Here is a 16047-nt window from a genome sequence, read left to right as displayed (position 1 = left end):
CAATTTGTTTCTTTTGAACAACAAATAAATTTTAAATTTTTCTGATGAGCTGTCTGATATTCAGGGAACTCGTTTTCCACAGAGCCGGAGCTGAATCCCCTTATGTTTTAATCAGCACAAGTTAATGTTTAATATAATTCATCTGCTTGTATAAAGCATCGAATAATAACGTGAATCAAAACTATTGTAATGTAATTTTTCTTATTTTGATTAATATTATATAAAAAAGAGGAATTAAAGCAGATCAGCCTCTTGATTTATATTAATTTATTTACAATAGAATACTCTACTAATTCGTCAGAAGTTAGACTATTCCCTTTTTTAAAACTTAATTTTTTTCAGTTTTTTCACGGGGTACAGTCCATTTTGTAAGCAGGATTCTCCTGATGACAGCTATGTTTTGAAATAGCCTTACACCAAAGGCGAATACAGCGGCTAAGTACAAGTCTACACCAAGATGTACACCTAGGAAAGCTAAACTTGCCGCAAGGATAATATTAAAGAAAAAGCCTGAAACAAAGACCTTTTCATCGTAAATATTCTGCAGTTGTGCCCGTATTCCTCCGAATAGTGTATCAAGCGCTGCTAACACAGCAATCGATAGATAATTAGAGTACTCGGCAGGGATTCTGATATCTGCCATCAGTCCAAAGAAGACACCTATTATAAGGCCTAACACAGGCAGCCACATTATGAATTTCCTCCTTTGTCGGCCTCTACAGGTTCCATGTCTCTAATACGAATACTATCTTCATAAGCAGGAATAGTAATCATGCTTTCGGGTTTTGAAATCTTCACCCGCAAATTATCGATAAAAAACTCTTCAGCAGATTTCGATACTTGCATACGGTTATAAAGTTTTTCCGCAGCCTGCCTATTTTCTGCAATTACTTTGATTTCAATCGGAAAATCATTTAGCGAGAAGCCATTGATTTTTGTTTCTCCATTGATATCACGGATAACCGTCGTGTTAATAACACGCTGCCCTCCGATCGAAACATATAATGCATCGTACATATTCAGCTCATTTAATAACCTTTTAAGCAAATCAGGTGACACGGTAGTGACATTGGTTCCCATCAGCAATTCCTCATAAACTGGTTCTATGGTTAATAAAATGCCGAATCCTTCAATTTCACTTAAACCTGCCTCTTTCTTCAATTCCTCCAGCGTTTCACGCAATGCCAGCTCTTTGCTTTGTTCACGCTCTGATTCATATTGAGAAAGAATCTCCTCTTGAGAACGAATTTCCCTTAACAATTTAACTTGCATCTCTTTTTCTTTCTCGAGATCCTCCCTTAGCTGCCATGTATCCCTAGTGTCACGGACTGTTGGCTCTTGAAGGGTATTAAATTGCAAGGCAAGCATGAAGCCGACAATGATTGCAATAAAGGTAAAACTTATCCATTTTTTGTCCACGTGTTTACCACCTTGCTTTCACACCAATTTTATGTGGACATTCATTTTTAATTTACTGATGTTTTGTGCAGCGATCCTAAACATATTTATTAAAAGTCGAAGAGGTAAGACTTTACGGATGAAGAGTATTTTCATACAAGGTGAGAATCTTAGCTTCCGTATATTGGCTCCATGATAATTTCTTGCTTGGTTTCTAATGAAAATAAAATATTATCATTCACTAAACGATCCTTCACTCCGCCTGTTAAATTTAAGGCTGAAGCCATAACATCAGCATCTCCGATTGCAGTGATGACAAATGGTGCTGGATGCTGATACCCATCTACTTCAATGACAGGTCCATTGCATAGAATATATGAATTTGCTTTCAGCCTTTGGCCATTAATTGAAATAGCCGATGCTCCTGAAATATATAATTCATTGATCACTCGGAAAACATGATGTTCATGAACAATATAATTATTAATATTCTCTTCATTAGGATCATAATTTCCGTCAGAAAGCTTAACCTCTACACCTTGTCCTTTTACTTTTACTTTGCCAAGAAACATCCGGTACTTTTCAGCATCTTCAGCCATGTTAAAATAAATCTGTTCTTCCTCAGCGAAGCCTTTCTCAATCCCTTGGATAGTATCTTGGTTCGCATTCAGCTCTCTTTGCAATGAGCGATTTTTTTCTTCCATTTCTACGATTTGATTACGGAGATTAAGATCTCTTTCCCATTGTTTTGTAGAAATATCTGCCGCTTCATTTTCATTATTGGTTAAACGGAATGAAAAGGCTAATATAAAACCTAACACAAGAAAAACAAGAGAAAAAATGACTTGTCTACCCTTCACCTTCTGTTTCCTCGTCAACTTTCTCCGCTCCTTCTTCTTCAAAAGCTCTAAAATAAGAGCCAACTTCTAAATCAATAATTCCCTTTTGATTGGTATCCAGCTGACTTACAATTGAAGGATAATGTGCCATCTTTTCAGAAAAACTTCTAAGTGTCGCACTTACTTCAAAACCATCATTCATAAATAACTGTACATGAAAACGATCCGTTTCCTTCGGGGTATAATGGACTTCTGAAATTGAATTTTGAATTTCGACGGGCAAGACTTCTAATTCCTGTATCATTAAATCGAGAACTTCGCCTTCATCGAATCCAATTAGGATTGGTGCATTTGCGGGGATTTCACCTGCTTGTCCTTGAATGGTTTTACCGTTTTCAAGTACAGGCTTATAAGTCTCCCCGTTCATTATGTATGCAATTCTTCTCAATTCGTCGACCACAATGTTAACCGTGCTGGGCAAACTGGTTGTAACTTGTACATTTTTCACTTCAGACATCGCCTTTAATTTTTCCTCAATCTCCTGTTCATCAATCTCCCATATATTCGTTGCCTGTGAAACGCCGCTATTTTCAATAATTTCAGCACTGCTGTATATAGTATTGCCCTTCACTTCAATTTCTTTCACGTGACTCAGCGGTGATTGAAAATATATTACGAATACAATTAGAATAAAAAACAGGATCAGCAGAAAAATAAGTCTGCGATTCGCTTTTTTTTTCCGCTGCTGTTTTAGCTTTGGAATGCGATCTTCCAGTGAAACTAATTTTCCATTGCTCATTGATTTTCACCTCTCCAAAAAACCATATCATTTATTCCAAATTGGAATTTTTTCATCTAAAGAGAGGGATAACGGCATATATTTCATGCCGTTATAACTGCAAATTCCAATAAATTATTATATCACAAAATATGGAATAAGGGAGGAATATCCCCCTGTTACTTTCGTCCTATTATTTCTACTTCTGTTTCAAGTGATACACCGAATTGCTCTTGGATTTTGTCTTTAGCAAATTGGATTAAATCCAGTACATCCTGTGCTGAAGCACTGCCGGTATTCACAATAAAATTACCATGCATATCTGAAATCTGCGCCCCGCCAATTGAATAGCCTTTTAGACCTGCCTCTTCAATGAGCCTTCCAGCATATTTCGGCAGCGGGTTTCTAAAAATACTGCCTGCGCACTTATAGTTCCATGGCTGAGTTTCTTTGCGATAATCTTTGTTTTTCTGCATCTCCGCAAATATTTGATCCTTATCTCCAGCTACTACTTCAAAAACAGCTTCCAGCACGATGCCAGGACGCTTTTTTTGCAATACAGACGTTCTATAAGAAAAGTCCATTTCTTCATTTGATAACCATTGCATACTTCCATCTTCAAACAAAATGTGAGCACTTTTTAAAATTTTCGATATATCAGAGCCATGTGCACCAGCGTTCATATATACTGCTCCACCAACAGAACCAGGTATTCCGCTCGCAAATTCTAGACCTGAATATCCCTTTCTGCTAATTTGTGTAGACAATGCAACGATTGAATAGCCTGCTCCAACTTTTAACTCTGAGCCTTGCAGATTCATGTGATCAAGTCCGCGTCCCAGTTTAATAACAGCTCCTTCAATCCCATCATCCGAAATAAGCAAATTCGATCCTCTTCCAATTGCAGTCCATTTTATTTGATGTCTTTTAATAAGCTCCATAATCTTCTTTAAACTTTCAACCGAAGAAGGTTCTATATAAAGATCAGCTGGTCCGCCAATTTTCATTGTAGTATGGTTTGCAAGCGGTTCATTTTCTTTGATTTTGCCTGCGTTTAATGTCTGAAGCTCTTCGATAAATTCTTTCATACATACCTGCCTTTCTTTTGTTGTTTTTACTTATTAGTTTATGCTGTTATTGGGCTACTTGCGCTTGGCAGTGCTTAACTCATTCATTAAACGATAAAGCTTGCTAGCCGCTTCTGGCATACCAAGTTTTTTTGAATTCTTCTTCATTTGCTCAATTTTCTCTTCATTAATTAAAATCTGATCGATTTGCTCTACTAATTTTTTACCTGTTAGATCCTTCTCCAGCAATAGTTCAGCTGCTCCGTGATCACTTAAGGCCCTCGCATTTTTTTCTTGATGGTTATTGGTTACATAAGGACTAGGAATTAAAATGCTTGGAATGCCCAAGGAAGTGAGTTCAGCCAGCGTCGTTGCGCCAGCCCGGGTAACCGCTAAATCAATGCCTGCAAGCACTTCTGGCATATTATGAATAAAAGGCTTGATGATCACATTTCCAGGATTTCCAACTAGCTCCACTTCTTTTTTGACATCATCGAAGTGAGCGTCTCCAGTCACATACAATAGCTGATATGGCTTTGAACCGAATTCAGCAAGTGTTTTAACTACTGCTTCATTTATTGGTCTGGCTCCCCTGCTCCCTCCAAATATCAGAACGGCAGGTGTTTTCGTATTTAATCCAGCAGAAAGCCTTCCGCGAATTCCATCTTGGCCAAGTACTTCAGATGCCCGCGGATTGCCAGTAAACACGACTTTTTCTTCAGGAAAAAAAGCTTTTGCTTCTTCAAAGCAGACCGCTACTTTGTCAACATACTTACTTAAAAATTTATTCGTTAAACCTGGTACACTATTTTGTTCATGAATAATCGTTGGAATTCCTAATTTTGCAGCTGCATAGACTACAGGACCACAAACATAGCCGCCAGTTCCAATCACAACGTCAGGCTGAAAATCCTTTAGCATTTGCTTGCTGTCTTTTACGCCTTTTAAGAAGCGCATAATGGTTTTCACATTTTCCATTGAAAGCTTTCGTTTAAAGCCTGTAATATGGATCGACTTAAATGGAATGTTTTCTCTTGGTACAATTTTGCTTTCTAAGCCTTTTTCCGTTCCTATGTATAGAAATTGTGCATTTTTATGCTCTTTTCGAATTTCTCTTATCAAGGCCAGCGCAGGATATATATGCCCCCCTGTACCGCCGCCGCTTACTGCAATTTTCATGATTTCACCTCAAAGTTATTTGTTGTCTCACAATGTTGTATGGTCTTAAAATTTGAAGGAAAGAAAAAACCACATCCTCCGCTTTACCCTATTCTACTATATTTAAAACACTATGAAGAAATGGAAAACATAATGTCATGCAAATGTAATGAATTTGGAAAAAGGGAAGCTGCATCCTTCACGGTACTGATACACTCAAATGTACATAGTTTCTTGTGAGTTGTAAATTGTTTTCTGTGATAAAAGGCATATTTCTTTCTTAAACAAAAAGAAACCCTGCAGCAAGTACAGGGCGAGTTCAATAACGTGCGTATCGGCTAATATTCAGCAGAACACCGATTGCCATTAACATTAATGTTAAGGAAGAACCTCCGTAGCTCAAGAATGGCAGAGTGATTCCGGTAACAGGCATTAAACCAGTAACAACGCCAACATTTATCATTACCTGAATCGCTACCATTGCAATGATGCCTACTGCAAGAAAGCTTCCGTATAAATCTGGTGCCCCTAGAGCGATTCGAATACCTCTCCATAATAACAAGGCAAACAATAATATAACAAACGATCCGCCAATAAACCCAAGCTCTTCTGAAAGAATGGCGAAAATGAAATCTGTTTGCGGTTCAGGCAAGTAGAAGAATTTTTGCCTGCTCTGCCCAAGTCCTAATCCAAACAATCCTCCCGGCCCAATAGCATATAAGGATTGAATAATTTGAAAGCCGCTCCCAAGCGGATCTTCCCACGGATCTAAAAAAGAGGTGATTCGCTTCATTCGGTATGGTGCTGATAGCACAAGAGCCACAAAGCCGGCAACTCCAATTAAGCCCAGCATAACAAAGTGACTAATCCGGGCACCAGCAACAAAAATCATCACTACACATGTACCCATCATGACCGTGCCTGTTCCCAAGTCAGGCTGCATCATGATCATGGCGAAAGCAAGAAAAGCAAGACCGAGTGAAGGTGCTAACCCTTTCTTAAAGGACGTAATCAGTTTTTGCCTCTCTGATAAAAACTTTGCCATAAAGACAATCATGGCAAGCTTCATAAACTCAGAGGGCTGAACAGAAAATGCTCCGACCCCAATCCAGCTCCTAGAGCCATTCCGAACATTTCCTACCCCAGGAATCAAGACAAGCACTAACAGAACAAAACAAACAATAATAATAAGCTTTGCCCATGTCCGCCATGTCCAATAATCAACATTCATAATAAAAAACATAGCGACAATCCCTGCTACCGCAAATAGCAGCTGCCTTTTTGCAAAAAAGAATGAATCATCAAATTTATAATCCGCCCAAATCGCACTCGCACTGTATACCATTGTCAGTCCAACCGCAAGCAAGGATAATGTAATGATGATAAGTATTAGGTCTGGAGTCGTTTTTTTTGTCGGCAATGCAAACACCTCTAACGGAAGTATTAGGGCTGCAGGAATGATTGCCGAAATCTGAGGGTAGATCAAGTTGAAGATTCAGCAGACAAGCCCTTTACTTAAGCTTATGCACCGCATCTATAAAAATGTCTCCTCTAACCTCAAAAGTTTTATATTGATCCCAGCTTGCACAAGCTGGAGAGAGCAAGATAACATCTTTAGCTTCAGACATATCAAAAGCGGCCGGCACAGCCTTTTCAACATTATCGACACGTTGAATCATTTTTATTCCAGCTTCCATTGCCGCCTTCTCAATTTTCTCAGCAGTTTGTCCAAACGTTACAATACCCTTCACTCCCTTAAAGGAAGGCACAAGCTCGTCAAATTCATTTCCTCGATCAAGTCCGCCGGCAAGCAAAATAATCGGCTCACGAAAGGCAGCTAATGCATTTTGGGTAGCTAGAATATTTGTTGCTTTTGAATCATTGTAAAACGTTCTTCCAGAAACCTCGCCAACATATTGAAGACGATGCTTAACACCTGTGAATGTAGTCAAGACTTCAATAATTGCTTCATTACTAACACCTGAAAGCTTAGAAGCTGCAACTGCCGATAGAATATTTTCAAGATTATGGGCACCAGGCAGCTTTATATCCTTTACTTCCATAATCTTCTCTCCATTGAATACAAGCCAGCCGTCTTTTGAATATGCTCCATGATCAAGCTCATGATAAGGCGAAAAAGGGATCAACTCAGCATTTGAACCTTCTCCCACGGCAATAACCTTCTCTTGATCATTGTTGTGAATAAAATAATCCTCTGCTGTTTGATTCTTTGTGATAAGTGCTTTTGCATTTATATACTCATCTCTAGTGCCATGATAGTCAAGATGCGCATCATAAAGGTTTGTCAGAATGGCCATCTTAGGTTTGAATTCATCGATGCCCATGAGCTGAAAGGAAGATAGTTCAATGACAATGGTATTCTCCTTCGTTGCCAGTTGCGCGACTTCAGAAGCTACTGTTCCAATGTTCCCTGCTATAAGCGGCTTTTTCCCGCCAGCGAGCATCATTTCATATATAAGTGTAGTCGTAGTTGTTTTCCCATTCGTTCCTGTTATGGCAATAAAAGGAGCTTCGCTGATTTGATAAGCTAACTCCACTTCAGTAATAACTGGAATTCCTCTCTCAAAAGCCCCTTCGATCATCGGATTATAATAAGGAATTCCTGGATTTTTTACGATTAATTCAAAACCTTCATCAAGCAGATCAATAGGATGTGAGCCGCATATAACCGTAATTCCCTGCTGCAGCAAACCTTGTGCTTCTGGGTTCTCAGATAGCGGCTTATAATCATTGACAGTCACAAAGGCGCCAAGTTTATGTAAAAGCGAAGCTGCACTTACTCCGCTTTTCGCCAGCCCAAGAACTAATATTTTTTTATGAAGATAGCGATTGACCTGTTTCACTTTACATCCACACCTCTATATATATTCCAAGGACCGCGAGCAATAGCCCGACCGTCCAAAAGGTTACAACGACACGCCACTCTGACCATCCTACCAGTTCATAATGATGGTGAAGAGGGCTCATCTTAAAGATTCGTCTTCCCGTTGTTTTAAATGATATTACCTGCAGGATAACGGATAGTGTCTCAATAACGAATACTCCGCCGATAATAATCAAGATAAATTCAAGCTTTGTTAAAATCGCGATGGTTGCTATGGCACCACCTAAAGCCAGAGATCCTGTATCTCCCATAAATACCTTTGCAGGGTGAGCATTAAAGACAAGGAATCCTAACACAGCACCTACAACTGAGACTGCAAAAATGGAAATTTCAAACTGAGATTGACTCCAAGCCAATACCGCAAATGCACCAAATGCAATAGCCGATGTTCCAGATACTAGCCCATCCAGACCGTCTGTTAAATTAACAGCATTTGAAAATCCTACAAGCCAGAAAATAATAAAGAAAACATATGTCCATCCCATATCAAAAGAAAAATCCGTTAATGGAATATGAACCACAGTTGAAAACTCATTCTGCTGGAAAACAAGATAGAAAACAATTGAAATGATGATTTGACCCAGCAGTTTTTGCTTTGAAGTCAATCCAAGGTTCCGTTTCAGCGCAACTTTTATAAAGTCATCTAAAAACCCAAGCAGACCAAACCCTAACGTAACTAGCAGCAGCAAATACGTTTTAACAGTAGGCTCGGAAAATTTGCCTGTCATCACCAGCGTAGTAACAGTAATTGATAACAGAATCATAATTCCGCCCATCGTTGGAGTTCCTGTTTTCTTTTGGTGTGATTGCGGTCCTTCCTCGCGAATGCTTTGACCAAATTTCAATCTGCGTAAAAATGGGATAAATAAAGGCGATAATAACACGGTTATTAAAAAGCCCATTAAAATTGTGAAAAAAATAACCTGCTCCATCATATTACTCCTTACCTCCTAGCCGGCCGTCTTCATCCAGTTTGGCAAAGAGCAAATGAAGCTCCTCTTTATACTCAAACTCATTGGGTATTACAGCACTATTTACATGACTCTGAGTCCAGTGTGCTGGACTTGCTGCCATGCTTTCTGTTTTTTGTTTATAAAGTTCAATCATATCCAATAAACCTTTCATAACATTATTCATAATTAACAGCGATAAATGTTTCCGTGTAAAATGCGGTATATCTAAAAAAGCTTCCCAAACCGCTGCCATTGCGCCGCTTTCCAGTGCAGTTCTGTTTGCACCTGTTCCGCATGAATCAAAAAGACCTTTAGGCTCTCGCTGGTCTGGTGAACATGACATATGATTAAAAGAAAGATCCTCATTTGCAATGTCCCTTTTGCTTGGAAAGAGTTTTGCATCGCCACGATATCTTAAAAACATTTTATCGCTCCTCAATAGCCTTTTTGGCTTCAATGCGGTCATCAAAATCAAAGATTTTATCCCCAATCTGCTGATACGTTTCATGCCCTTTCCCTGCAATTAAGATGACATCCCCGGCACTAGCTTGACGAACTGCATATTGAATAGCATCCCTTCGATCAGGAATAATTTTATAATTCTCTCCAGTCGCGCCAGCTTCCATATCAGCCAGTATCGCATGCGGATCTTCACTGCGCGGATTATCAGAAGTGAAGATTGGATCACTGCTGTAGCTGCATGATATTTGCGCCATGATCGGACGTTTTGTCCTGTCACGATCACCGCCGCAGCCAACAACCGTAAAGATTCGTTTGTCTGCAAATTCACGTATTGTCTGTAACGCATTTTCTAAGCTGTCTGGAGTATGCGAATAGTCGACAATAACTGAAAAGTCCTGCCCGGCATCCACAGTCTCAAATCTGCCTGAAACACCTTCTACTTCTTCAATAGATGCAAGAATGCTTCTGATCGGGATTCCAGCTGCCACTGCTGTACTAATCGCAGCTAATACATTATAAACACTAAATTTACCGATTAATTTCATATTCACGTTGTAATTCCCTAGTGGACTTTCCAGGGTAAAGCTAGTTCCGCCTGCCTTTATGGAAATGCTATGAGCTTTAAAATCGGCATCACGGTCTATTCCATATGTAAAAATATGAGCAGAAGTAGACCTTATATATTGTTCTGCTGCTGCATCATCCGCATTTAACACTGCATATTTAGGAGCGTTCTTCTGAAAGCGGCTGCCCAGCTGTGCAAAAAGCAATCCCTTTGCCCGTTTGTATTCTTCCATAGTGCCGTGATAATCCAAATGATCTTGTGTTAAGTTTGTAAATACAGCAATGTCAAAATCACAGCCATGAACTCTGCCCTCATCAAGAGCATGCGAAGATACCTCCATAACTGCAGCAGATACATTTGCATCCACCATCTGCCTAAATGTCTTTTGCAGTGTTAAGCTTTCTGGAGTCGTATTTTTGGTTGGGTAAACCTCATCTCCAACCTTTGTATACATCGTCCCGATTAATCCTGTCTTTTCACCATGATCCTGAATTATTTTTTCAATTAAGTGACTTGTCGTCGTTTTGCCATTAGTTCCGGTAATCCCAATCAGCTGCAATTGATGTGTGGGATGCTCATAAAATGTATCCGCCAGAACAGACAACGCCCTTTTTGTATTTTTGACCACAATGACTGGAACAGATAATGTGAGCTCACGCTCGGCAATGACGGCCACTGCTCCTGCTTTTACAGCTTCAGCAGCTAAGTCGTGTCCATCCACTGTGTATCCTTTAATACAGACAAACAAACTGCCTTCTGTTGCTTTCCGATGATCATTTTCAATAGAAGTTATTTCGATAGAATCTTCATTATATGTCTGATAAGGCTGCAGAGCGTGCAGCAAAGTATGTAATTTCATGTTCTTCCAACCCTCTCAATACCGTAGTACTTCGTAAAATAGCCTTTATATGTAATCTTTACGAAAGATGAATAAACCTTATTCCACTTAATAAGCTATTCTCTTACCCATCAAAAGAGAATTAGCGATTTATATTTTACATGAAAACACAATAATATGCTAATTGTTATTTATAGAAAACGAGAAGACCACATAGAGAAGAGGGAAAAATCGAAAGATCGTTACTATTATCCTACCTGTTGGAATATGTTATCCCTTCACTATCGATCACTTATTAAGGTATATGCTAAATACCCATTAGTTTTATAATAGAGCTTTTTCTATGCTTACATAAAAGTCCATTCATTGCAGAGAAAGCTTTATAAGCTTATCTATTCACTTTAAACGTGGAAAAAGGGCGGCGCAACCTGATGGAACGCCGCCCGAATCTCTATGTCTTTACTGTGATGAGTCAAAATACAGCCTAATTGTAGATCCTTCCTTCAGCTTAACACCTGGTTCTGGTGATTGCTTAACGACTTTGTCGCCGCTGCCGCTTGCATCAATTTGCAGGTTCACGTATAGTTCACGGATTTCCCGCTTTGTAATGCCAACTAGGTCTGGTACCTCAATCATTGGGGTATCCGGCCAAGTTAACTCTTTTTCAACCTGTTCTTTCCTTGGCTTTACCCCCATCGCTCTTAAGCTATCTCCGATAATATTGCCGACAATTGGTGCTGCAACGACACCGCCAAACTGAACCGTTCCTTTCGGATTGTCTACTGCTACATATACAACAATTTCAGGATCATCTGCAGGAGCAAATCCAATAAATGAAACAATATGGTTATTCTCGAGATATCGGCCGCCTTGTGCTTTTTGAGCTGTTCCTGTCTTGCCGCCAACGCGGTATCCATCTACAAATGCCTTTTTACCAGATCCTTGAGCAACGACCGTTTCAAGAGCATGTCTGATTTCATCCGACGTTTCTTTTGAAATAACTTTTCGTTTTGCCGTCGGTGATTTTTTCATAACAGCTTCACCTGTTGTCGGATCTATAAGTTCCTTTGCAATGTAAGGCGTGTATAGTGTGCCGCCATTAATTGCCGCAGAAATAGCTGCTACCTGCTGAATTGGCGTTACAGATACACCTTGGCCAAAAGCAGTGGTTGCCTGCTCCACAGGTCCGACACGATCGAGATTAAAAAGGATTCCTTTCCCTTCACCTTGCAGATCAATTCCTGTTTTTTCACCAAATCCAAAGTCTTTAATATATTTAAATAATGTATCTTTTCCAAGTCGTTCACCGAGTTCTACGAATCCCGGGTTACATGAATTCTGAACAACTTCTAAAAAGGATTGACTTCCATGGCCGCCTTTTTTCCAGCAGCGCAGCTTTGCACCGCCTACCTCTACAAAACCGGGATCATGAAAATGATCTTCTTCCAGGTCGACCTTTCCTTCTTCCAGAGCAGCAGCTAAAGTAATAATCTTAAAAGTAGAGCCTGGTTCATACGTACTCCATATAGGCAGGTTGCGGTTATACACGTCTGGTTCTACATGTCTGAAATTAGTCGGATCAAAAGATGGCCGGCTGGACATGCCAAGAATTTCACCTGTATTCGGATCCATTGCGACTGCAATCAGTCCATCGGGATTATAGGTTGCTTCTGCAATATCCAACTCACGTTCCATAATGGTTTGCACCTTTGAATCAATTGTCAACATAAGATTATTGCCATCCACTGGTGCCTGATAATCATCAGCCATATCGTTCATTCTCTCGCCTTTTGCATTTGCATAAAATTTAACTGAACCCTTTTCACCTTGTAATTCTTTGTCATAGTAAAGTTCAAGACCCATTAAACCTTGATTATCAATACCGGCAAACCCTAACACATGTGATAAATAATCCCCAAAAGGATAATGGCGTTTAGAATCCTCGCCAATATAAACGCCTTCAAGTTCTAATGCACGAATTTCCTTTGCTTTTTCATGAGAGATTTTTCTTCCTTCTTTAATTCTCACATTTGACTCTCTTTGTGTAATTTGTTTATAAGCCTCTTCCTTTGACATATTCAAGACACCTGCCAGCTTTTCTGCTGTTGCAGCTGGATCTTTTATTTGCCTCGGCACAACATAAACTGTTGGTGCACTTACATTTGTTGCAAGCGCCACTCCATTTCGATCGACAATTTCACCTCGTTCAGGTTCAAAAGGGATGTCCCTGCTCCACAGCTCTTTCGCTTTGTCTGTCAAATCATTTCCGAGAATCATCTGCACATAACCCAGCCGTAAATCTATAATAAAAAACACTAAGATTCCGACAATCAAAGCAGCTGTAAGCCTTTTACGCACTGTTACATTTGATACACGCATCTTTGAACGAACCTCCTTCGTTTATGGCTCGTTCAAATATATGCTTGTACACAAACAAATAGAACGCACCAACATATGATTGATGCGTCCTCCATGTTAATCCGTAACAACTTCTTCTTCCTCTTCAACTTGTTCCTTAGCCATTTTTTCTCTTTCATATTGCTCCAGCGGTGTCTCAAATTCAACGATTAAGTAATCCCCTTCTGCAAGAACAGATCCTGAGGATAAATTTTGCTTCATGACATAGCCATTGCCGACTGTATTCAGCTTTAGGTTTGCCGCTTTTGTAAACTTCAACACATCTCTAAGAGACCAGCCCGTCATGTCAGGGACAATTGTTTTCCCATTTGTTTTGAGAATCACTTTTTCACCTTCTAACATGGAAGATGTTTGGCCGGGGAACTGTCCTTCCACTGTTTTTCCATCTCCAATTATGACAGGTTCCAAGTCTTGTTCCGTCAGCTTCTTTTCTGCTTCCTTTACAGACATCCCGATCAAGTCAGGCGCTTGACTGCTTTTTGCTTTAGGCTGCTCAGTTGGTTCGATGTTTAAATATTGTAAGCTGCTTTGCATAACCGGCTTGAAAATTTCAGCAACCGGCTCTGCTCCATTTGTACTTTCATCAATATCGGGCTGCTGAACGGCAACATACATAACAAGCTCAGGATCATCTGCTGGCGCCATACCCAGAAAAGAAAATACATAGTTGCTGTGTCCGGTTAAATAGCCTCCGCCTTCCGGATTAGGAATTTGCGCTGTGCCTGTTTTACCTGCAACCTCGTATCCATCAATATTAAATCTGCCGTATCCTGTCCCATTTTCAGAAGAAACAACCGTCTCTAAAATATTCCTGACTTCCTTTGCAGTTGCATCAGAAATAGGTGTTCCCACATTTTCAGGACTTGTCTTTTGCATAGTTTTTCCTGAATTCGGGTCTACAACCTTGCTGATAACATGCGGCTTTTTCATTGAACCATCTCCTGCTATAGCAGTTGCCGCCTGCATTTGCTGTATGGGCGTAAAGGCTGATCCTTGTCCAAAACCGATCGAAGCTTTTTCCAATGGCCAATCATACTTTATAAGCCCGCTCGTTTCATTTGGCAAGTCAATACCTGTTGGCTGGTCAAAGCCAAACTTTGTTAGGTACTCACGAAAAGTTTCATAGCCAAGCTGTTCATTTACAATTTTTGCAAACGCAACATTGGAGGAGCGCTGAACTCCTTCCAGATAAGTAATCTCGCCCCATCCGCGCCCGCCGTTATGGTCTGGAATAGCAGGTGATCTTTCTGTCACTTTATAAGAACCAGATTGATACTTATTATTTTTATTAAAGACCCCTTCTTCTATTGCAGATGCTAAAGTAAATACCTTCATTGTTGAGCCAGGTTCATAAGAATCTTCAACGGCTAAGTTGCGCCAGGTGTCTTCAATTCCTTCTCTTGTTTTCGGATGAAATGATGGTCTCTGTGCCATAGCTAAAATATCGCCCGTCTTGGGATCTGCAACAATGCCTATCATTTTTTTTGGACTATATTTCTCGTCTACTTTACTCATCGCGTCTTCGAGGAAGATTTGAATGGACTTATCTAATGTTAAATATACATCCTGACCATTTTTGGCCGGCTCAATGACTTCATCACCATTTGGCAGTAAATAGCCCCAAAGATCTGCTTCATAGCTAAAATGGCCATTTGAGCCCGTTAATATATCATTTAAGCTTTGTTCTAATCCAAGCATTCCCACCGTTTCAGTGCCGCCATCTTCCTTTTCCTGTTTTTCAACATAACCAATTAGATGCGAAGCGAAAAGGCCATTCGGATAAAATCTTTTGGTATCCTGAATGAAAGAGATGCCAGGAAGCTTAAGATCTTCTATTTCTTTCTTTTTTTGAAGAGTGAGATCCCGGCCGGCTGTACCGAATTCAACCTGTTTTAGATCACTTGACAGTTTGCTATAAATCTCGGATTCTTCCAAATCAATTAAACCTGCAAGCTTTGCAGCAGTTTGCTCTGGATTTACCACATGTCTTGGATGTTCATCGTCTGTTGTTAATTCCTCGTCCAGGATCGCCACAAGTTTATAAGAGTTGGAATCTTCAGCGATAACCTCGCCATTCCTGTCGTAAATCGTTCCTCTTCTTGCTTCCAGGATTTTGTCTCTTTCATATAAAGATTGTGCTTTTGCAGCAACAGGCTGTCCGCCCGCCTCCCCTGTCACTTGAATGGATATAAACCGGAACAGTAAGACAAAAAAGAGCAGACTGAATATTATAAATAATATCACTGCTCCAGCATTAATATTTCTTTGCTTTTTAATCATCAGTCACGCACAGCCTTAACATTTTTTTCGTTGAATGTTAAACCAAGTTCTTCTGCTTTGGCTTTGATTCTTTCGTATGTACTTAATTCTGCCACCTGCATGGTAAGATCTTTGTTTTGTTCTGTTTGACCTTGTATCGCTGCTTCTGTCTGCTGAATATTCTTGTTCACTTCATATATTGCTGATTGATTTGAGACCATTGTTACTGCACCGATACAAACTGCACCAGCAAAAAGGATACCAAGTATTTTTTCACCTGGAGAAAACAAGGTTTGGCGCTGAACAGATTTTTTAGTTTTTTGTACTTGCTGCTGTCTTTGCTGCTGTTCTTGTTGAATTTGTCTAGCTAGATTACTCATAGTTTCCCTCCTGTTTCTCTTAATACT

Annotated in this window: 14 protein-coding genes; all 14 read right to left on the bottom strand. The window is 39.8% G+C overall.

The window, feature by feature from the left end; all coding sequences use genetic code 11:
• Positions 1-328 precede the first annotated feature (328 nt).
• Positions 329-691, bottom strand: coding sequence for a small basic family protein (locus F7732_RS01800; protein WP_151571992.1), 363 nt, complete (start codon positions 689-691; stop codon positions 329-331).
• Positions 691-1419 (bottom strand): DUF881 domain-containing protein, encoded by a 729-nt coding sequence (locus F7732_RS01795; protein WP_151571991.1) that lies wholly within the window; start codon positions 1417-1419, stop codon positions 691-693. Before F7732_RS01795 ends, F7732_RS01800 begins: the two co-directional genes overlap by 1 nt.
• Before the next feature lie 149 nt (positions 1420-1568).
• Positions 1569-2276: a DUF881 domain-containing protein gene (locus F7732_RS01790; protein WP_151571990.1), complete on the bottom strand. Its 708-nt coding sequence runs from the start codon at positions 2274-2276 to the stop codon at positions 1569-1571.
• Positions 2248-3036, bottom strand: a complete 789-nt coding sequence (locus F7732_RS01785) for a cell division protein FtsQ/DivIB (protein WP_151571989.1) — start codon at positions 3034-3036, stop codon at positions 2248-2250. The genes F7732_RS01790 and F7732_RS01785 overlap by 29 nt, the downstream gene beginning before the upstream one ends.
• Positions 3037-3194: 158 nt before the next feature.
• Positions 3195-4103: a UDP-N-acetylmuramate dehydrogenase gene (murB, locus tag F7732_RS01780; RefSeq protein WP_151571988.1), complete on the bottom strand. Its 909-nt coding sequence runs from the start codon at positions 4101-4103 to the stop codon at positions 3195-3197.
• 54 nt (positions 4104-4157) lie between these two features.
• Positions 4158-5261: an undecaprenyldiphospho-muramoylpentapeptide beta-N-acetylglucosaminyltransferase gene (gene murG, locus F7732_RS01775; RefSeq protein ID WP_151571987.1), complete on the bottom strand. Its 1104-nt coding sequence runs from the start codon at positions 5259-5261 to the stop codon at positions 4158-4160.
• Positions 5262-5559: 298 nt separating this feature from the next.
• Complete coding sequence (spoVE, locus tag F7732_RS01770) at positions 5560-6660, bottom strand: stage V sporulation protein E (RefSeq protein ID WP_151571986.1); 1101 nt, start codon at positions 6658-6660, stop codon at positions 5560-5562.
• Between the two features lie 91 nt (positions 6661-6751).
• Positions 6752-8104, bottom strand: a complete 1353-nt coding sequence (murD, locus tag F7732_RS01765; protein ID WP_151571985.1) for a UDP-N-acetylmuramoyl-L-alanine--D-glutamate ligase — start codon at positions 8102-8104, stop codon at positions 6752-6754.
• A 1-nt stretch (position 8105) separates the two neighbouring features.
• Complete coding sequence (mraY, locus tag F7732_RS01760; RefSeq protein WP_066446878.1) at positions 8106-9080, bottom strand: phospho-N-acetylmuramoyl-pentapeptide-transferase; 975 nt, start codon at positions 9078-9080, stop codon at positions 8106-8108.
• Position 9081: 1 nt separating this feature from the next.
• The gene (locus F7732_RS01755; RefSeq protein WP_151571984.1) at positions 9082-9522 is read right to left on the bottom strand and encodes a hypothetical protein; all 441 of its coding nucleotides are present in this window, start codon (positions 9520-9522) and stop codon (positions 9082-9084) included.
• A 1-nt stretch (position 9523) separates the two neighbouring features.
• Complete coding sequence (locus tag F7732_RS01750; protein ID WP_151571983.1) at positions 9524-10984, bottom strand: UDP-N-acetylmuramoyl-L-alanyl-D-glutamate--2,6-diaminopimelate ligase; 1461 nt, start codon at positions 10982-10984, stop codon at positions 9524-9526.
• 438 nt (positions 10985-11422) lie between these two features.
• On the bottom strand, positions 11423-13342 hold the full coding sequence (locus F7732_RS01745) for a stage V sporulation protein D (protein ID WP_151571982.1): 1920 nt from the start codon (positions 13340-13342) through the stop codon (positions 11423-11425).
• A 96-nt stretch (positions 13343-13438) separates the two neighbouring features.
• Positions 13439-15661: a penicillin-binding protein gene (locus tag F7732_RS01740; protein WP_151571981.1), complete on the bottom strand. Its 2223-nt coding sequence runs from the start codon at positions 15659-15661 to the stop codon at positions 13439-13441.
• Positions 15661-16020: a cell division protein FtsL gene (gene ftsL / locus F7732_RS01735; RefSeq protein WP_151571980.1), complete on the bottom strand. Its 360-nt coding sequence runs from the start codon at positions 16018-16020 to the stop codon at positions 15661-15663. The genes F7732_RS01740 and ftsL overlap by 1 nt, the downstream gene beginning before the upstream one ends.
• Positions 16021-16047 lie beyond the last annotated feature (27 nt).

The organism is Bacillus mesophilum, from assembly GCF_008923265.1.
Lineage (GTDB): Bacteria > Bacillota > Bacilli > Bacillales > Cytobacillaceae > Cytobacillus > Cytobacillus mesophilum.
The sequence above is the reverse complement of the archived record's forward strand: the minus strand, read 5'-3'. Positions and strand labels throughout refer to the sequence as shown.